At 66.5% G+C, this 18,207-nt stretch carries 21 protein-coding genes; 7 read left to right on the plus strand and 14 right to left on the minus strand.

Translation table 11 applies throughout. From position 1 onward, the window contains the following. Positions 1-101: 101 nt before the first annotated feature. Positions 102-881, plus strand: coding sequence for an NAD(P)H-dependent oxidoreductase (locus tag ABZ824_RS17620; protein WP_356964144.1), 780 nt, complete (start codon positions 102-104; stop codon positions 879-881). 330 nt (positions 882-1,211) lie between these two features. Here the strand turns inward: ABZ824_RS17620 and ABZ824_RS17625 are convergent, their stop codons facing one another. After that, positions 1,212-1,802: a TetR family transcriptional regulator gene (locus ABZ824_RS17625; RefSeq protein ID WP_356964145.1), complete on the minus strand. Its 591-nt coding sequence runs from the start codon at positions 1,800-1,802 to the stop codon at positions 1,212-1,214. An 84-nt stretch (positions 1,803-1,886) separates the two neighbouring features. Here ABZ824_RS17625 and ABZ824_RS17630 point away from each other — a divergent pair, with 84 nt between their 5' ends. The 3 genes from ABZ824_RS17630 (at position 1,887) to ABZ824_RS17640 (ending at position 4,031) form a co-directional block, all read left to right on the plus strand. Continuing rightward, the gene (locus ABZ824_RS17630) at positions 1,887-2,252 is read left to right on the plus strand and encodes a hypothetical protein (protein WP_356964147.1); all 366 of its coding nucleotides are present in this window, start codon (positions 1,887-1,889) and stop codon (positions 2,250-2,252) included. Beyond that, complete coding sequence (locus ABZ824_RS17635) at positions 2,245-2,928, plus strand: maleylpyruvate isomerase N-terminal domain-containing protein (protein WP_356964149.1); 684 nt, start codon at positions 2,245-2,247, stop codon at positions 2,926-2,928. Before ABZ824_RS17630 ends, ABZ824_RS17635 begins: the two co-directional genes overlap by 8 nt. Before the next feature lie 179 nt (positions 2,929-3,107). After that, positions 3,108-4,031 carry an alpha/beta hydrolase gene (locus ABZ824_RS17640; protein ID WP_356964554.1) on the plus strand — a complete coding sequence of 308 codons (924 nt, stop codon included), beginning with the start codon at positions 3,108-3,110 and terminating at the stop codon, positions 4,029-4,031. Between the two features lie 57 nt (positions 4,032-4,088). On the opposite strand, the gene ABZ824_RS17645 is transcribed toward ABZ824_RS17640, so the two are convergent. After that, a complete protein-coding gene (locus ABZ824_RS17645; protein WP_356964151.1) occupies positions 4,089-4,613 on the minus strand; it encodes a thioesterase family protein in 525 nt (174 codons plus the stop codon). Further along, complete coding sequence (locus ABZ824_RS17650; RefSeq protein ID WP_356964152.1) at positions 4,610-5,506, minus strand: hypothetical protein; 897 nt, start codon at positions 5,504-5,506, stop codon at positions 4,610-4,612. Before ABZ824_RS17650 ends, ABZ824_RS17645 begins: the two co-directional genes overlap by 4 nt. Before the next feature lie 289 nt (positions 5,507-5,795). On the opposite strand from ABZ824_RS17650, the gene ABZ824_RS17655 reads away from it, so the two are divergent. Next, the gene (locus ABZ824_RS17655; RefSeq protein ID WP_356964153.1) at positions 5,796-6,443 is read left to right on the plus strand and encodes an HAD family phosphatase; all 648 of its coding nucleotides are present in this window, start codon (positions 5,796-5,798) and stop codon (positions 6,441-6,443) included. A gap of 203 nt (positions 6,444-6,646) precedes the next feature. On the opposite strand, the gene ABZ824_RS17660 is transcribed toward ABZ824_RS17655, so the two are convergent. From ABZ824_RS17660 to ABZ824_RS17690, 7 genes are all read right to left on the minus strand, one after another. Then, a complete protein-coding gene (locus ABZ824_RS17660) occupies positions 6,647-6,970 on the minus strand; it encodes a putative quinol monooxygenase (RefSeq protein WP_356964155.1) in 324 nt (107 codons plus the stop codon). Between the two features lie 45 nt (positions 6,971-7,015). After that, positions 7,016-8,185, minus strand: coding sequence for an acyl-CoA dehydrogenase family protein (locus tag ABZ824_RS17665; RefSeq protein ID WP_356964157.1), 1,170 nt, complete (start codon positions 8,183-8,185; stop codon positions 7,016-7,018). Next, positions 8,124-8,687, minus strand: coding sequence for a phosphotransferase family protein (locus ABZ824_RS17670; protein ID WP_356964158.1), 564 nt, complete (start codon positions 8,685-8,687; stop codon positions 8,124-8,126). The genes ABZ824_RS17665 and ABZ824_RS17670 overlap by 62 nt, the downstream gene beginning before the upstream one ends. Continuing rightward, complete coding sequence (locus tag ABZ824_RS17675; protein ID WP_356964160.1) at positions 8,687-9,139, minus strand: MaoC family dehydratase; 453 nt, start codon at positions 9,137-9,139, stop codon at positions 8,687-8,689. The genes ABZ824_RS17670 and ABZ824_RS17675 overlap by 1 nt, the downstream gene beginning before the upstream one ends. Before the next feature lie 156 nt (positions 9,140-9,295). Then, a complete protein-coding gene (locus ABZ824_RS17680; RefSeq protein WP_356964162.1) occupies positions 9,296-9,919 on the minus strand; it encodes a TetR/AcrR family transcriptional regulator in 624 nt (207 codons plus the stop codon). Between the two features lie 223 nt (positions 9,920-10,142). After that, positions 10,143-11,060, minus strand: a complete 918-nt coding sequence (locus ABZ824_RS17685; protein WP_356964164.1) for a serine hydrolase — start codon at positions 11,058-11,060, stop codon at positions 10,143-10,145. A 144-nt stretch (positions 11,061-11,204) separates the two neighbouring features. Beyond that, complete coding sequence (locus ABZ824_RS17690) at positions 11,205-12,125, minus strand: NADP-dependent oxidoreductase (protein WP_356964166.1); 921 nt, start codon at positions 12,123-12,125, stop codon at positions 11,205-11,207. Between the two features lie 174 nt (positions 12,126-12,299). On the opposite strand from ABZ824_RS17690, the gene ABZ824_RS17695 reads away from it, so the two are divergent. After that, the gene (locus ABZ824_RS17695) at positions 12,300-12,926 is read left to right on the plus strand and encodes an HD domain-containing protein (protein WP_356964168.1); all 627 of its coding nucleotides are present in this window, start codon (positions 12,300-12,302) and stop codon (positions 12,924-12,926) included. Between the two features lie 121 nt (positions 12,927-13,047). Here ABZ824_RS17695 and ABZ824_RS17700 read toward each other — a convergent pair whose 3' ends face one another. From ABZ824_RS17700 to ABZ824_RS17715, 4 genes are all read right to left on the minus strand, one after another. Then, on the minus strand, positions 13,048-13,812 hold the full coding sequence (locus ABZ824_RS17700) for a glucose 1-dehydrogenase (protein WP_355078155.1): 765 nt from the start codon (positions 13,810-13,812) through the stop codon (positions 13,048-13,050). Positions 13,813-13,889: 77 nt separating this feature from the next. Next, on the minus strand, positions 13,890-14,720 hold the full coding sequence (locus tag ABZ824_RS17705) for a helix-turn-helix transcriptional regulator (protein WP_356964170.1): 831 nt from the start codon (positions 14,718-14,720) through the stop codon (positions 13,890-13,892). 280 nt (positions 14,721-15,000) lie between these two features. Next, positions 15,001-16,218, minus strand: coding sequence for an FAD-dependent oxidoreductase (locus ABZ824_RS17710; protein WP_356964555.1), 1,218 nt, complete (start codon positions 16,216-16,218; stop codon positions 15,001-15,003). 24 nt (positions 16,219-16,242) lie between these two features. Then, a complete protein-coding gene (locus ABZ824_RS17715; RefSeq protein ID WP_356964172.1) occupies positions 16,243-16,791 on the minus strand; it encodes an AAA family ATPase in 549 nt (182 codons plus the stop codon). 212 nt (positions 16,792-17,003) lie between these two features. Here ABZ824_RS17715 and ABZ824_RS17720 point away from each other — a divergent pair, with 212 nt between their 5' ends. After that, positions 17,004-18,200, plus strand: a complete 1,197-nt coding sequence (locus ABZ824_RS17720) for an Ig-like domain-containing protein (RefSeq protein WP_356964174.1) — start codon at positions 17,004-17,006, stop codon at positions 18,198-18,200. Positions 18,201-18,207: the final 7 nt, after the last annotated feature.

The following is an 18,207-nucleotide window of genomic DNA, read 5'->3' on the forward strand; positions in this document are numbered from 1 at the left end:
TCCTGCCGTTACCAGGAAGTCCCGTCCGACGGAAGAAGCGTCTCTGAACACCGGGCGCAGCGGTGCTCAGGATCGAAGGCACCTGATCCGAAGGAGTTCCCATGAAGGCGCTGATCGTCTACGCCCACCCCGAGCCGAAGTCGCTCAACAGCTCGCTGAAGGACCTCGCTGTGTCCACATTGGAGACAGCCGGGCACGAGGTACGAGTGAGCGATCTGTACGCGATGAACTGGAAGGCGGTCGTGGACGCCGCAGACTACGGGCCCCACGCCTCGAGTCCGCTGAAGGTCGCCCTGGACTCCGGCCGGGCCTTCGACGCCGGGACGCTTACCCCGGACGTCGCGGCCGAGCAGGAGAAACTGCTGTGGGCCGACATGATCATTTTCCAATTCCCGCTGTGGTGGTACACGATGCCCGCGATCCTCAAAGGCTGGGTAGACCGCGTGTTCACCTACCACTTCGCATACGGCGTCGGCGAGCACAACGACACGAAGTACGGTGAGCGCTTCGGCGAAGGCACACTCGCGGGCAGGAAAGCTCTGCTGTCGGTGACCGCCGGCGGCCCGGAGTCGCATTACGCCGCCCGCGGCATCAACGGCCCGATCGAGGATCTACTGTTCCCGATCCACCACGGCATCCTCTACTACCCGGGCATCGAAGTGCTGCCGCCGTTCGTGCTGTACGGGACCGACCGGATGACCGGCGAGGACCACCCGGATGTCGCCAAGGCTTGGCAGCAACGCCTGCTCACCCTGGATTCGACCGAGCCGATCGCGTTCCGGCGGCAGAACTTCGGTGATTATGAGATCCCCTCGCTGCAGCTGAAGGAAGGGCTGGAGCCCTCGGGCCGTACGGGTTTCGGGCTGCACGTGCGCGGCTGACCGAAGGGGTGACCCGCGCCTGCCGCCCTCCTCGCCGGTGCGGCGCTGATGTCCCCGCTCCGGCGCAGGCCCAGTCCGCCTTCGCGACCTAGGTGATCGACAACAGCGGGATCTCCAGCAGTCCGGCCGAGCCCGATGCACCTCGAAAACCGTGTGTGGCGGCGCGTCGTCTCAGCGAGGCTCTGGTCGGGTACCTGCCCTGAGCGCCCCGGAGGGGCGATAGCCGAATTCCGGCAGCGCGCCGCAGATTGCGCGGACACCGCACCGATAGGTCCTGAGCCTGCTGGTCATTCTGGGGTTGGTCATGTCGAGCCGGAAACGACCGCCGTCTCAGTCGTGGGGATACAGGGTGCGCTCCCAGATGACGGCGACCGCGTCGACGGCCGCGTCCACCGACTCGGGTGCGGCGCCGACGACCTCGTCGAGCAGATAGTGCACGTTCATCGCGACCAGGGCCCGGGCAACCGACACAGCGGGAAGCCGCTCGTCGGCTCGCGTGATCGTCTCGGCCGCAACCTCTTCCAGTGGAGCCAGGAACTCCTGCCACAACTGGGCGGCCTCCGCGTCCCGCTGCGAGGCCACGGCCAGGGTGCGCAACAGGGCGCCGTCGCATTGATACATCCGCGCAGCCGATTCCAGCGCGGCACGCGCGGCCGGGCGGGGATCGGCTGCAGTGCGCCACCGGGCGATGGCGGCATCGGTCTCGGCGCGCAACGGAGCGAGTAGTTCGCGCAGCAATGCGACCCGATCCGGGAAGTACACATAGAACGACTTCCGCGACAATGTCGTCCGGGCCATGATCGCGCTCACGGTCACCGCTTCGGATGCCTGCTCACGCAGCAGCGCGCCAGCCGCTCCCAGAATCTCCGCACGAGCCTCCGCCACGGTGCGCCTACGCCGTTTCACCTCCGCTATTGCCACAGTGGCAGTATAAGCAATACAGTTACTGCCACCATGGCAATAAGGAGTCGCGTGGTCGCCCATACCTTTCGAAGATCAGCGGAGATGACTGCCACACAGTGGTATTGCTCCGTCGTCGGACTGTTCCTTCTCATCCGGTCGCTCACCACACTGCTCGGCGATCCGGCATTCTCCCTTCCTGGATCGGGATGGCGTGCGGCCCTGCAAGCGGTAGTCGGTATCACCCTGCTCGCCGGGCTGCGCACCCGGCCCATCCCGGTGGTCACCGCAGTCGGAGTCCTCTACGCGATCGAAACCGCCCTTGGCATCGTGGGCGGCGACGCCATCCTCGGCGTCATCCCGGTCGACATGCGCGACCGCATCGTGCATCCAACCCTCGCGATCACCGCCGCCCTCGCGGTCTTCGCGACACTGCGCCGTACGAAGCGCCGAGGGCCGGTCGATGCCTGACGCGCCTACGGATGACCTCGTTACCCGGGCCTTCGACGAGGAGTGCACCGCCTGGGTGCGGGCCACCGCCACACTGACGGCACACCAGTTCACATTGCCAACCCCATGCCCGCCATGGACAGTCGCCGAACTCATCGCGCACGTCACGGCCGCGATCGCTCGCGTCCCCGACGGCTTGGCCGCTCCCCCGCCCGCCCGCGCGAACCTCGATGCCGCCGGCTACTACCACCCGCGCATCTTCGACGCGACCGCCAACGCCGCACGCGTGTCGGCGGCCAAGGACGCCGCAGCCGCACATCCGAATACAGCGGCGCTCGTCGCCGCCTTCGACCATCAACGCCGCCGCGCTCTGCGCGCCATCGCCGGACAACCGCCCGAGCGGCTCCTCGTCACTCGATGGGGTGACGGCATGACTCTGCGAGAATTCCTGCTCACCCGCGTCGTAGAACTGGCCCTGCACGGCCTCGACCTGGCCAACGCCCTCAGCACCCCCGCTTGGACCACACCCGCGGCCGCAGCTGCCGTCACCGACTTTCTCGGTGTCGGCACGGCCGCCACGCGCCTTGGCTGGGACCGCACCACCACATTGGCCAAAGCAAGCGGGCGTGCACCACTCACCGCCGACGAACAGTCCGAACTCGCCCGCGCCCGGATACCCTGGCATCAATTCGGGTAGGGACGTCCTCCACCCACTCGTCCACCGATGACTTTCGCGGCACGAATGCCACTCTCCGAGAGGGATTTCGAGTCATTGCTCCAGTCGAGCCGACGAGCTCGGCCAAGAGTTGAATTCGACGTCAGAATTGAATACTGTCGGTGGCCGCCACAGCATCCGAGCACGAGGTGGACTCAGGGATGGAAACACGCGATCCGTTGGACCGGTGGCTGCGGCTCGGCAGCCGCCAGGTCGCGACGAACGGGATCGAGTTGCGCGTCGTCGACCATGGCGAAGGCCCTGCGGTGGTCTTCTGCCACGGCTTTCCCGAACTCGGGTTCTCCTGGCGTCATCAAGTCTTCGCGTTCGCCGAGGCGGGATTCCGTACGCTGACCCTGGATATGCGTGGGTATGGTGGCAGCTCCCGCCCGGAGCGGATCGAGGACTACGACATCGTCACCCTTTGCGCCGATCTGGTCGGCCTCCTGGACGAGTCGGGCCTCGATGACGCGATCTTCGTCGGCCACGACTGGGGCGCGTCGGTGGTCTGGCAGTTCGCCCTGCACTATCCGAGTCGGGTGCGGGCGGTCGCGGGCCTGAGCGTCCCGGCCACTCCGCGCTCCTCGGCCCCGCCGGTGGCGATCCTGCGGTCTCGGCTGGGCGACGACTTCTACATGTGCTGGTTCCAGGAACCAGGGCCGGCCGACGCGGCACTGGCGTCGGACGTGCGCCGCACCCTGCTGCAGGACGACGTTATCAGCGCTCGCGATCTGCAAGGCGCGAAGCAGGCGGTCCCGGACTGGTCGAGCGAAGCCGAACTGGAGTACTACGTGCAGACTTTTACCGCCACCGGCTTCACCGGCGGTCTCAACTACTACCGCAACCTGGACCGGAACTGGGAACTCACCGCGCACTTGGCCGAAGCGACGATCGACCAGCCCGCGCTGTTCATCGCGGGGTCGCAGGATCCGGTCATCCGGTTCACCCCGACCGCCAAGATGACCGCCGTGCTGTCGGACCTGCGCGGGTCGATCATGCTGGACGGCGCGGGGCACTGGATTCAACAGGAGCGCGCGGCCGAAGTGAACGCCGCCCTGATCGACTTCGCCCGCAGCCTCGACTGAGCCGAAGAAACCGGGCGGCGGCGCCGTGAAGACGCTACGCCGCCCGGCCGGAGCTGTTCAGTCCCGCTCGCGAACCAGCGAGGGACGCAATTCGAGCACCCCGTCGTCGGGTCCGAAACCAAGCGATCGAGCGCGCGCGATTGATTCATCCAAGGCCGCGGCGACCGTGTCGGCGAATTCCGCCGGGCGGCGAGACCCCCGATCGACGTTCATGCTGAGGAACTCGAACGAGCTCGCGACCTCGCCGACGGTGCGATTGACCAGATACGAGATACCGCGCGCGACCTTGTCGGTGCGCCCGAGATCGCAGACGTGCACCGAGACCTCATGTCCCACCAGCACTTCCCGGTAGTAGGCGACGTGCTGCTCCATCGCGAACAGACCGAACTCCCCGGACTCGGTGTAGCCGAGCGCACAGTGTTGCTGCCACATCGCCTCGCCGTGCAGCCGAAAGTAGTGCATCACGTTCATGTGCCGGTTGCCGTCCTCGAACTCCGGCGGAATCTCCCTGGTGAACGCGGCGGGGACCGCGAGTACCCGGGTGATCTCCGGCCGCACCGCGGCCACCTTCGCCCGGCTCATCGAGATTCGGCCTGGATCGCCTGCCGGTAGCGCTCCGACAGCACGGACGGAAATCCCAGATCGCCTTCGATGACCCGAACCGCCAACGACGAGGCCAGAGCGCGCAGACGTGCGCACCCGTCTTCGCCGATCGCCTCGTACGGATAGACCGCCAGCTCGTCGGTCCTGTCCTCGATCGCCCTGCGCCGGGCGGCGCCGTGCTCGCTCAGAGCGAGAGCGCCGTTCGCCAACCACCCGCGGGCACGAAGCCGGTCGACGCCGGATGCCCAGTCCTGCTCACTCCAGGATCGGCTGAGGCGCAGTACCTCGGCGGCGACCTCGCCGGTCGCGCTGTGCGTGATCAGTGCTTCGATACCGTCCAGTCCCTCCGTCGCCAGTAGCGCCACATTGCCGTCACCTCGATACTCCCGCAACAGTGTCTGCGCGTGCCAGAGCACCAGATGCGGTTCGTCGGGCCAGGGCAGCGCCGCATGGGCCGCGAACAGCGCACGCCCTTGGGGCCGCTCGCGGGCGCGTTCGGCGGCACGCCGTGCCAAATCAGCGGCCTCGCGGACGTCGGCGTCGGCGATGTCACCGCCCCACGCCTGCCGCAGCGAACGGTCCACGGCGAGCAACCTAGCGCGCAAGATCGCTGCGGGAGATGCGATTTCCCACGCGGCAGGCAGGGCGACACGCACCGCGGCCGGATTGAAGTTGAAGAACGCGGCGACGGTGACATCGGCCGCCACCGGACCGAAGGCAGCGGACCTGGAGGCGAAGTACATCATCCGCGGATCCGTCAGGCCGAGGTCGCGATACACCTCGGGGCCGTGCGGGGTGAAGTAGATCATGCCGTGGATCGGCTCGAGGGCGCGGAAGGTCAGACGAGCACTCCGCGGGGAGACCGTGGTCAAGAGACTGCTCCGATATCTCGTGGTGCTGAAAACTCGACTTCGATAGTTACCCGAATCTGATGTCACGTTCAAGATACGGCTAGGCGTAGGGGCCGCTCTTCATCGGCGCCTCATGCGGTCAGCCAAGCATTTGATATTGAACATGAACTCAGATTCAACTACGCTCGGGTTGCGAAAGCATGCCCCGGATTGCCGGACAATCGCCCAGTGCTCGGCCGCGCCGCCGACAACTGCACGCATTCGACAACGTGACGCCGCGTCCGGCGGCACGGAGCGGAAAGGAACTCTCATGACCGGTCCCACCTCCGTACCCGCCGAGCACCGGGCGACCGCCGTGCTGTTCGACTTCGGGGGTGTGCTGACGTCCAGCGTCTTCGAGGCGTTCCGAGAGTTCGGCGAGTCGATCGGCTGCGATCCCCGCCTACCGCTGCGCCTGTTCAGCGATGACGTGGAGGCCCGGGCACTGCTGGTCGCCCACGAGGAGGGACGCATGGGCGAGCGAGAGTTCGAACAGGGCTTCGCGGCGCGGCTGCGTGCGCACGGGGTCGAGGTGGACGGAGCCGGGCTCGTTCACCGCATTCAGTCCGGCCTGCGAGCCGACAGCGCCATGATCGAGCTGGTGACCGAAGTCAGGACTGCGGGATTCCGTGTGGGGCTGCTGTCGAACTCACTCGGCGACGACTGCTACGCCGGATTCGACCTCGCTTCGATGTTCGACGCCGTCACCATCTCCGGCGAGATCGGTGTACGCAAGCCATCGCGGCGCGCGTACGACATCGCCTGCGCCCGTTTGCATGTGGAGCCGGGAGCCACCGTAATGGTGGACGACCTGCCACAGAACATCGTCGCGGCCGAACACGCGGGGCTCACCGGCGTCCTGCACCGCGACGCGGCGGACACCATCGAGCGGCTGTGGGCCGCTCTCGGCCCGTCGTGAGTTCGGCGTTCCGCCGATCTACGCTCGCAAGCACCTGTTCAGCGAGAACAACGAAGGGCACCCCGAATGAGCCCGAGCACCAAGGAATCCACCGACGTCGTACTGGCCGAGAACGCGAGCCCGGACGCATCCAATTCAGAGCGTTAGCACGAACTTTCCGATATTCGCTCCGGTGAACATCGTGCCGGGCAGTCGTTCGTGCGTCAGAGCGCTCCCAGTTCGGAATCGCCCGCGGGCAGCGCGTCGAAGACCAGCACCTCGGCCGGATGACTGAGCGCGTCGCCCAAGGCCTCGTTGACCTCACGCAACACCGCGCTCTGGCCGTGGGCGCGCAGCGCTTCTTTCGACGCCCATTTCTCGATCATCACGAATCGACCGGGTTCGCCGATCCGTCGATGCAGTGCGTAGAGCAGACAGCCCGGCTCGGAGTGCACCGCGGGCGCGGCCGTCCGCAACGTCCGCTCCACCAGCTCTTCCCGGCCCGGCTTCGCGATCATGGTCGCCACCACCACACAGGGCTCGGCCATACGTTCCTCCTCTTGAAGTGGGTTGTGCCGCTTCGTCCTGTCCGGCTACGGTCGCTTGCCCCATGAAGGGTCGCGGCGGCGCAACTCCATCTGGGCGATCGTGCGCTTGTGCACCTCGTCCGGCCCGTCCGCCAGACGCAAAGTGCGCAGATGCGCGTACATGTTCGCCAAAGGGAAGTCGTCGGAGACACCACCACCGCCGTGGACCTGGATGGCCCGGTCGATCACCTTCAGCGCGACTTGGGGCGCGGCCACCTTGATCGCGGCGATTTGGACCCGCGCGTTGCGATTTCCGACGGTGTCCATCAGATAGGCGGCCTGGAGTGTCAGCAACCGCGCCATCTCGATCTCGATGCGGGACTCGGCAATCCAATCCTGGATATTGGCGCGGTCGGCCAGCGGCGCGCCGAACGTCGTCCGCGCTTGCGCTCGGTCGATCATCAGGTCCAGCGCCCGTTCGGCCATGCCGATCGCTCGCATGCAGTGGTGGATCCGTCCCGGCCCGAGCCGGGCCTGGCTGATCATGAACCCGTCGCCCTCACCGGCCAGCAGCGCGGTGCGCGGCACTCGGACGTTCTCGAACACCACCTCGGCGTGCCCTTCCCGGTCCTGATACCCGAAGACGGGCAGATTGCGCAGGACCGTCACGCCAGGGGTGTCGATCGGGACGACCATCATGCTCTGCTGGCGGTGCACGGGCGCATCCGGATCCGTCTTGCCCATCACGATGAGGACCTTGCAATTCTTGTGCAAGGCATTGGAGGTCCACCATTTCCGGCCGTTGAGCACGTACTCGTCGCCGTCGGGCCGCATGCGCAGCTCGATGTTGGTGGCATCGGAGCTGGCGACCGCCGGCTCGGTCATCGCGAACGCCGAGGCGATCTCGCCGTCCAGCAGCGGACGCAGCCACGTCTGTTTGTGCTCGGGCGTGCCGAACAGCGTCAGCACTTCCATGTTCCCGGTGTCGGGAGCGTTGCAGTTGGTCGCCTCCGGCGCCAGATGCGCGCTTCGTCCCATGATCTCGGCGAGCGGCGCGTACTCCAGATTCGTCAGGCCCGGACCCCACTCCGGGTGCGGGTGGAACAGATTCCACAGACCGCGCTTGCGCGCTTCGGTCTTGAGTTCTTCGAGAATCGGCGGGTGGAAGTGCGGATCACCGGACTCCGTCATCTGTGCGTGGTAGACCGCCTCCGCGGGGTAGACGTGCTCGTCCATGAAGGCGAGCAGATCTTCGCGGTATCGGCGAGATCGCTCCGGCGGCGGCGGGATCGACGGCGTGCAGAGCGGCCAGAGCGTAGACCATTCCGGTCGAGATGGTTCGCGTCCGGTCGGCGCCGATCGCTGCGAGTTCGGCCGCCGTGCGGTAGGGCGTCCCGATCACCCGCTCCATCAGATAGAAGGGCGCGCCGAGGATATCGGGATCCTCGCAGAGCGTGTAGGTGGCGGGAACGGGTACGCCGGTGCCGGCCAGCGCGGTCATCACCCGGTATTCCCTGGACATGTCGTGTGCGGTTGCCAGCACGTGACCGAGCGGGGGCCGCCGCACGATCCACGCCGACCTGCCGTCGCTGATCTCGTAGGTCAGGTTGGATTTCCCGCCTGCGATCAGGCGGCCGGTGAGCGGCCCGGCGAGCAGATCCGGCTCGACCTCGGCCAGCCATGCCGCCAGGCGATCCAGGTCCAAGCCGGGCAGATCCTCGCGGTTACGGTCGCTCATCAAGGCACCAGCACCGCGACCGTCTCGGCGACACACGCGGGCTTGGCGGCGCCGTCGATGTCGACGGTGACGCGGCTGACCGCCTGGAATCCCAGGTTCGCAGGCGCGAGCGAGAGCAACTCGACTCCCGCGCGCAGCCGGGACCCCACGGGAACGGGCGCGGGAAACCGCACCTTGTTGGCGCCGTAGTTGACGCCCATCGACAACCCTTCGACGCGATAGATCTGCCGGGTCAACATCGGAATGAGAGACAGCGTAAGAAATCCGTGGGCGACGGTCGTGCCGAACGGTCCCGTCGCCGCTTTCACCGGATCCACGTGAATCCACTGGTGATCGCCCGTCGCGTCGGCGAAACGGTCGATCTGCTCCTGGGTCACGGTGTACCAGTCGCTGTATCCGAGGTGAGTTCCGATGGCCTTCTCCAGCTCGGCCAAGCCCTGGAATACCTTCATCGGTGGCTGTCCTTCCGTCCTTGTCCCGAGGTCCGCCGGCCACATAGACGACCTGGCCGGACACGAATCCCGCTCCCTCGCTCACCAGGAACGACACCGATGGCGGTCTTTCCTTCGAACGATCGCTTATCAACGCTGCCCACCTTGCGCGATAGATCAGTCCGATTCGAGCTGCAGCGCGTTGACCCACAGCTGCGTCAGGGTGGTGACGAGCTTCTCGAACGGGATGCGCTGATTCTGGACGAAGACCAGGTAGGCCATCCGGCTCACCATCACCGACAAGGCGTGCGCGGTGATCATGGGATCGAGGTCCGCGCTGGCCCGGCCGGATTCCTGCAGCGCGCTGATCATCTTCGCGTTGCGCTCCGCGAAAGCCTTGCCTCGTTCCATCCGCAGCTCGCGGAAATCCTCGTTGATCAGGGCGACCTCCTCGAGCACGGCCATCAGGCGCGCGTTGCGCTTGTAGGAGCGCAGGTAGTCCCGATTGGCCGCCTCGATGAGGTCGCGCGGGTCGGTGACGCCCGTGCGCCCGCGAACGTGGGGGTGCAGCATCTCTTCCTGCACCTGCTCCGCCACCGCCGCGAAGATCTCTTCCTTGCCGTCGAAATAGGTGTAGAACGACCCTGACGCCGTCCCGGCGGCCTTGGAGATATCGGAGATCTTGGCATCGAGGTATCCGTCGCGCTCGAATACCTCGCGCGCCGCGGCGATCAGCGCGGCGCGTGTGCGTTCGCCGCGCTTGGTGCGCGGAAGTCCTTTACGAGACTCGGCCTCACTCACAACGGACTCGGACACCAACGCTGGCCACTCACTGTCGGTCGACGGGACGTTTGTCGCGTTCACGGTATCACCGCGAACAGCGCGAACAGGTGGTCGAGGCGGCGCGCACCGCCACCACCGCAGGGCACTTCGTCGCCGAACGGATCCGGTCCTCGAAGCGGCATGACCACAGCTGGAGTCCGACCTCGGAACCGGATCAGCAGAGGGCTCACCGCATTCGGCGCTAACTGATCGGCAGCGCGCTGAAGATCGGGTTGTAGGCCCAGTTCACCATGCGCTCGGCGTCATCCTTCGCGGCAGCGCCGCCGCTGTCGGGTGAGCTGTGCAGGACCACACCGATCAGCGGTATTCCTGCCCTGACCGTCTCGAACAGCAGGCAGGTTCCCGCAGCGTCGGTGTATCCGGTTTTGATGCCGATAGTGCCGGGATAGTCGTGCAGCATCCTGTTCGTGGTCTGCCAGAGGTGAGCGCGGTTGCCCGGGCCGGCGGGCACGTGATAGCTCTGCGAACTGACGATCTCCCGGAACACCGGCAGGCTCATCGCGCGCAGGCCGAGGGCGACCAGGTCCGCCGGTGTGGAGTAGGTGGAGTGGTCGGTGGGGGCAGGCAGCCCGCTGGGGTCGGCGAAATGTGTTCCCGCCAGGCCCATCTGACGCGCGGTGTCGTTCATTTTGGCGATGAAACCGTCTTGTCCGGGCCCGTAGGCTTCGGCAAGGGTATAGGCGGCGTCGCAGCCGGACGGCAGCATCATCGCGTACAGCAGCTGTCGCGCGGTGAGCACCTCGCCGGGGACCAGGCCTGCGGTGCTTCCGTCGTACTCGGTGTCGTAGGCGATGATTTCCTGCGGCACGGTGATGGCCCGGTCGAGGTCGCCGGCATTGATCACGACCAGTGCCGTCATCACCTTCGTGATGCTAGCTATCGGGACCGGGGTGTTCGGCTGTCGCGACCACAGCACCGTGCCGGTGATTCCGTCTGCCAGCGCCGCACCCGACGCCTGCACCGCATCCGGCCCAGACGTCAGCCAGGGCAACTGAATATGGGCGTCGCTCGCGGCGGGGGCGGCCGCGAGACCCTGACCGGCTACCACAACCAGTGCCCCGGCGACGACAGCGTGCAACAATCGAGCAAATGTCCGCATCGCCACATTGTGCCGTGGCATTTCCCTGTTTAACGGCATTTCATCGGTCGAGTTGCCGCGTTACTTCGGCGACAGCATCTAATGAGCTAATCCAGGCGCCTCCGAGCTGGACGCTTCGGTCGACGGTCGAAACGGCTGGTCTCGTCAGTCCGTGGTCACCTTGACGATCGTTCTGCCGCGGGTGCGCCCGTCGGGGCTGAACGCCGCGGGGGCGTCGGCCAGGGAGCAGACGCTGCTGACGAGCGGGATGAGCCGGCCATGACGGAGGCGGGTGGCCAGTTGGGCCAGTTGCTCCCGGTTGGGCTCGACGACGAAGAAGATGGCTCGGCCGTCGTGAGGGTGGATGGTGGGTGGACCGGCGATGGTGACGAGGGTGCCGCCGGGGCGTAGTAGCGCGGTAGAGCGGTCGCGGATGTCGCCGCCGATCACATCGAGTATCACGTCGACCTCGCCGACGTCCTCCAGGAGCTCTCCGTCCAAGTCGACGAACTCGTGGACGCCGAAATCTCGGGCCGCGTCACGGTCGGAGGCTCGGCCGGTGCCGATGATGTGGGCTCCCGCCTCCTGGGCGAGTTGCGCGGCGACAGAGCCGACGGCGCCACCGACTCCGTGGATGAGGACGCTTTGGCCGGTTTCGAGGTGAGCGTGGTCGAACAGGGCTTGCCAGGCCGTCAGACCGGAGATCGGTAGCGCGGCCGCGGCGACGTGGTCGACGTCAGCGGGGAGCGGGGCCAGGTTGCGGGCTTCCACGGCGGTGTACTCCGCGAGCGAACCGTTGCGGGCCCAGTCGGTCGGCCCGAAGACGTGCTGGCCCACCGTGAGTCCAGTGGTGCCGTAGCCGAGCGCGACGACTACACCTGACAGTTCGTGGCCGGGGACGCTCGGGGTGCGGTCGCGACCGGCGCGATCGGTCCACGTCCCTGGCCAATCGAGCTCGCCGCGGGTGAAGCCGGCGGCGTGGACTTGCACGATGACGTCGTTCTCAGCGGCGTGCGGGTGGGGCAGATCGGTCAGGGTCAATCCGCCCATGCCAGCTTCGCGATCCCGGACTGTGATGGCTCGCATGAAGGTCCTTCCGGTCGTCGGAGTACTGGTCGGCTTCGACGTTACGCACTTCAGGTCCACAATCGGCGGTCCAGTTGAAGGTGCAGCCGATGGCCCGCCTTCAGTAGTGATGGCCGACGATCGGGCCGTCGGAATGGATCAGGAGCACGGGCCGCCACGCCGTACTGTCGACGCATGAGCGTTCTGGAGGACCTCGTAATTCCTGACACGGCGGCTTCATCGGCCGCCCTGGAGGTAGCCGCCGCTTACCACTCCGCCGCCCTGCTGAACCACTCGCACCGCGTCTACATCTGGGCGGCTGCCTACGGCAGACAGCAGGGCATCCGGTACGACACCGAACTGCTGTTCACGGCTGCCATGTTCCACGACATCAGCCTCGTGCCGGAGTTCGACAGTCACACCGTCTCCTTCGAGGAGGCCGGCGGCCATGTCGCCCGGGTGTTCGCCGCCGGCGCCGGTTGGCCGAGCGAGCGCCGCGAACGCCTCGGCGAAGTCATCGCCGGGCATATGGGGCCTGACGTGGACGTGGCCGATGATCCCGAAGGGCACTTGCTGTCGCGGGCCGCGGCGCTGGACATCGTGGGAAAGAACATCGACGATTTCAGCCCCGCCTTCCGTGCCGAGGTACTCCAGCGGTACCCCCGGCTCGGGCTCGCCGACGAGTTCCTTGCCTGCTTCCAGGCTCAGGCCGACCGTAAGCCCGGCAGCTCCGCCGCACGCGCAATACAGTGGGGCCTCGCGGTCAGAATGGCCGAGAACCCGCTCGACGCCGGTTCCGAGCACACGCCCGATGAGAACTAGTGTCGGCTGAGGTCGTCGACTCAGCGCGGCGATCTTCGAGGGCATACGTGATACGCCGCCCTCGAACGCGCCCGCGGTCAGCACGGCCGTCTTCGGACAAGCTTTTCCTGCCGAAGCTCGGCTACAGCACCGCTGCCGGGATGACCGAGATCAGTCCGCCGTCGACGAGGATGTCCTGTCCGTTGATGTAGGACGCTTCGTCCGACGCGAGGAAAGCGACCGCCGCCGCGACATCCTCCGGCGTGCCGACCCGGCCGGCGGCAACCGTGGTGGCGATCGTGGATTTGATCTCGGCGGATGCTTCGGCTTGGAAGGCTGGGGTGTCGATGTACCCAGGGCTCACGGAGTTGACGCGGATGCGCCGGGTTGTCAGATCGGCGGCGAGGGTCCGGGCCAGGCTCTGCACCGCGGCTTTGCTCGCGGTGTAGAGGGCGGCGGCGGGCGCGCCGCGATACGCGGCGAAGGACGCGTTGATAACGATCGCCGCACCGTCCGGCAGGAGGGGCAGCGTCTTCTGGATGGTGAAGAACGCGGCCTTGAGATTGGTGTCGAGGACACGGTAGAACTCGTCTTCGGTGACCTCCTCGATGGTCTGGAACGCGCCGATGCCCGCGTTCGCGAACACCACGTCCAACCGGCCGAACCGGTCGCGGATAGTCGTCACCAAGGTGTCCAGATCGCTGAGGTCGGCTGCGTCACCGGCAATCCCGATCGCCCGATGCCCGAGTTCGTCGACCGCCGCGTCGAGCCGGGCCTTGTCGCGCCCGGTGACGATCACCTTCGCTCCTTCGGCGATGAGCCGCCGCGCGGTGGCCGCCCCCATGCCGCTGGTGCCGCCGGTGACGAGTGCGATCTTGCCGTTGTATCGGGAACTGTCGTGCGTCATGACTCCAGCGTGCCGACCCAGCCCCGAAGCAAACAGTGCGCATTTATGGTGGGTGTGGCACCACCACCTTGCGGCCGTCAGGCGGGCGAGGCGACGCGCCCGCGGTGTAGCCGTTCCAGGCGCTCGCCGGTCGCGGTGCCCGGCCTCGGGTTGTACAGCACGAGTTGCCATTCGGGATGGTCCGCGACCGTCAACGTCGTCGCGTCGAAGAACAATTCACCGACGTCGGGATGACGCAGCGCGTTCACCGCTTGCTCCGGAACTCCGACTTCCTGCCGCTCCCACAGTTCGGTGAATTCCGGGCTCATCAACCGGAGATTGTCGACCACCCTGCGGAAATCGGTGTCGCCAGGGCAAATGCCCGCGCTTGCGCGATACGCGGCAACGATGGCGGGTGCGTTCGCCGCCCACAGCTCCTCCATGGCGCGATAGCGAGGATTGGTGAAATACGTGAGGAGGCAATTGTGTTCGCCGTCGCCGTAGCCGAACACCATCCGAGCGGTGTCGTTGAACCTCAGCACATTCCAGTACCGATCGCGCAGTACCGCGGGCCGCCCGTCCCAAGCATCGATCAACTGCTGCACTTCCGGCGTGACGGCTGTTACGGGCGCGCACTCCAGGGTGGGCGGATTGAGTCCTGCCAGCAGGTACAGATGGATTCGTTCCGGTTCGCTCAGCATCAGGACTCGGGCGATCGCATCGAGCACCTCGTCGGAGACGGTGATGTCGCGCCCCTGCTCCAACCAGGTGTACCAGGACACCCCGACTCCGGCCAGCACGGCGAGTTCCTCTCGCCGCAATCCAGGCGTGCGCCGCCGGCCCGTCGCCGGAATCCCGACATCCTCGGGCCGCACCCGCGCCCGCCTGGCACGCAAAAAGTCACGTAGCAACTCGCGGCGTCGTGGCACGGCTTCGCTCGTCATAAGCCACGGTAACAAGCGCCCCCGGCGTCGCGTCAGACCACCACCGCAGATATTCCGCCGTGGGCTGCCAGACCCCGGCCGGATACACGTCCATCTGCAATCACCGATGACCGGCTCAGCAGCGAATATCGGTGCACTCATGCAGCATGTGCGGACTCCTACGAATTGGGATTGTTGCCGTTGTCCCCGAACTGCTGCGGGTCGGCTCTATTCGCTGGACCCCGATATCGCGGCTTGACCTTTCTCTCGATCGGGATACCGAACCTTAGTGTCCGTACTCGGGTGCGGCCTGCAGGTCGGGTGCGGCGGCGGCCAGCAACGCGTCGCGGTCGCGGTTCAGCGGAGGGTAGATACGGCGAGTGTTGATGGCGCGCTTGGTGTCTTTGGCTGCCTCGCCGCATGCGACCACATGGCGGTCCCAGCCCTCGGTATACACCGCTCCTGCCGGTCCCAGATCGAGAACCGTTACATACCAAGGGATCCGCAACGGCTTCATGGGCTCGCCCAGAAGATCGCCGATGACGTTGTATCCCGCCCATCGGCCCATCGGGCGGCTGTGCTGGCAGGACATCACCGACATATGCTCGTCGTCCATTTTCGCGGCAGCGACGTCACCTGCGGCGAATACCCCGGGCACACCGCAGACACGCAGATAATCGTCGACGGGCAGTCGCCCCAGCCGGTCACGGTCGACGCCGAAGTCCGCGGTCAGCAGGCTGGCCCGCATGCCCGCACACCAGACGACAGTGGCGGCGGGCACCATTTCACCCGAGGAAAGCGTCACGCCGCGTTCATCGATGGACATCACCCCGACGCCCAACTTGGTCTCGATCCCGCTGGAGGCCAACGCCGCCTCGATGACCGGTCGGGCCGATACACCCATGTCCGAGCCGACGAACGGGTTGCGGTCGACCAGGATGACCCGCGCTGCGACGGCACGCGGGGCAAAGACGTCGGCGAGCATCGCGGGCAGCCCGGTCGCCTCTTCGATCCCCGTCAAACCTGCCCCGACCACGACTACGGTGGCGGCCGCCGGGTCAGCGGGACCCTCGGCGAGCCGGCGCAAGTGAGCCTGCAGTCTCGTCGCTGCGTCGTGGGTATCGATGTCGAACCCGAACTCCCGCAGGCCAGGGATATCGGGCTTGACCACCTGGCTGCCCAACGCGAGCACCAGCCGGTCGTAGCCGTGAGCGCCCGCGGTGGATTCCACGATTCGCGCCGCAGCGTCGATCGCCGTCACTTCGCCGACGATGTGCTCGATTCCGACCGGATCGAGAAGAACGCCGAGCGGGATGCGGGATGTGCTCAGATCGGTCTCATAGTCACGTACGCGGATGTCGTGGTACGGCGTAGAACTGATCATCGTGATATCGACGGTCCCGCCCGCCACACCGAGCTCGTCGAGCCGCCGGGCCGCCGCGAGCGCCGCCCACAGACCCGCGAACCCGGACCCGAGGACCACGACACGCGACGGATCGGTCACTGCAGCGCGCTGCACATCGTCATTCTAAACTTCGTGATCGTTGCTGCCGCTGGTCAGGACGCTGGAAGCCCCGAGGTGACGGAGGCGCCCGAGCAGGCGGCGCAACGACTGGTCGGGTCTCTCGCCAGCCGTGTCGAGGATGATGTGGTCCCGATCCCACGGCTGATATTCGCGGTCGAGCACCTGCTGCCATTCCGGCAGCGGCAGGTCAGGGATGTCGACCGATCGCGAAACGACACGGCGCCGATGCTCGGCCGGATCCGAGCAGATCACCTCGATTTCCACCGCGGCGACACCGGCATCTCGGGCAGCGCCCAGCCAGCTGTCGCGAGTGATCGGCAGTGGGTTCACGGATTCGGCGATCACGGTCAACCCCTGCCGAAGATGCTCCCCGGCCAGCGCGTACCCCACTACATAACCGGCAGGCCCCACGGGATGCTCGGCCAGACCTGATCGAACGATCGCCTGCTCGATGGTGTCGACCCGCAGATGCACGCCACCGATCCGCGCCGCCAACAAGCGCGCCAACGTGGTCTTACCTGCCCCCGGAAGTCCGCCGATGACGATGAGCATGCGACCCATCCTGCCAGCGGCCCACAGCCGACCTGAGCTGCCGACAATCGATACCGATCCACACTCGGGAGAACCCCGATCAATCGAGGAACGGTATCGGTTGTGCGGCGGATCGGTGGAGATGCTGGTCGTCGGTCTCACGGGCGGCGCGTAGCTGTCGCATGCTGGCGGACAGAGGTCGGCCCCAGCACCCCGGAGAAGGGAGATAGACGGTGGCATTGGGACGTCGTCGGCTGTTGATCGGCTTCGCCGGTGCGGGTGGTCTCGCCTTGGCCGGATGGGGGTGGGCGCGAGAACTCGCGCCGCCACCCACACCTGCCACAATCCGATTCGACCCCATCCCCGGCACCCACGATGTCGAACCGCGCAGTCTCGGCACGGTCACCGTCACCGACGGGACGCTGCGATCGGTCGAATGGATCGATGAAACGGGCAGATCGCTGCCGGGCGTATCGGCACCCGATCATCGAACCTGGACCAGTGCCGAACCACTCGGCTACGGACACACCTACACCGCGAAAGCCGTCGCTCAGGGCGAAACCGGCGACGTCGCCGCGACGACAACCTGCACCACGGTGCGACCGCAACAGATCATCGACGTCTCACTACGCTCGTCCAATCTCGTCGAGCTGGCCGAAAACGACACCTACGGAGTAGGTTTCGTGCTCGTCGCCCATTTCGACGAACCCGTGGACCGGACCGCCGCGGAACGCTACCTGAAGGTCACCACCCAGCCTGCCGTCGCCGGCGCCTGGTACTGGCTCGACGATCAGAACGCACACTGGCGGCCGGAGCACTATCACGCACCGGGAACCAGGATCACGATCGCGGCCGAGTTCTTCGGCCGCGCGCTCGGCGACGGCCGTTACGGCTCGCGTGACCAACAAGTTTCAGTGACCATCGGACCTGCGCACGTCGCGGTCGCCGACGACGACACCAAACAGATCGAGGTCTTCGACAACGGAAACCTCGTGCGCACCATGCCCACATCGATGGGCATGGGCGGCACCGCGGTCGTCGGCGGCAGAGTCATGTCGTTCTGGACTCGCCCCGGCATCTACACCGTGCTGGACCGAAACGACCCGGTGATCATGGACTCCGCCACCTACGGCCTGCCCACCAACTCCGCGCTCGGCTACCGCACGAGCATCAACCACGCGGTCCGCATCAGCCACGACGGAATCTTCGTGCACGAATTGGCCGCGAGCATGTGGGCGCAAGGAAACACCAACGTCTCACACGGCTGCCTGAACCTCTCCCCCGCCGACGCCACGTGGTTCTACGACTTCGTCATCCCCGGCGACGTGGTCGAGGTCCGCAACACCGGCGGCGAACCCCTCGATATCTGGCACAACGGCGATTGGAGCATCCCGTGGACCGACTGGCTCCGCGGTGGCGGCCACACGTGACCCGAAC

Origin of the sequence: Nocardia sp. NPDC047038, assembly GCF_040644075.1 — a bacterium.
GTDB classification, from domain to species: Bacteria; Actinomycetota; Actinomycetes; order Mycobacteriales; family Mycobacteriaceae; genus Nocardia; species Nocardia sichangensis.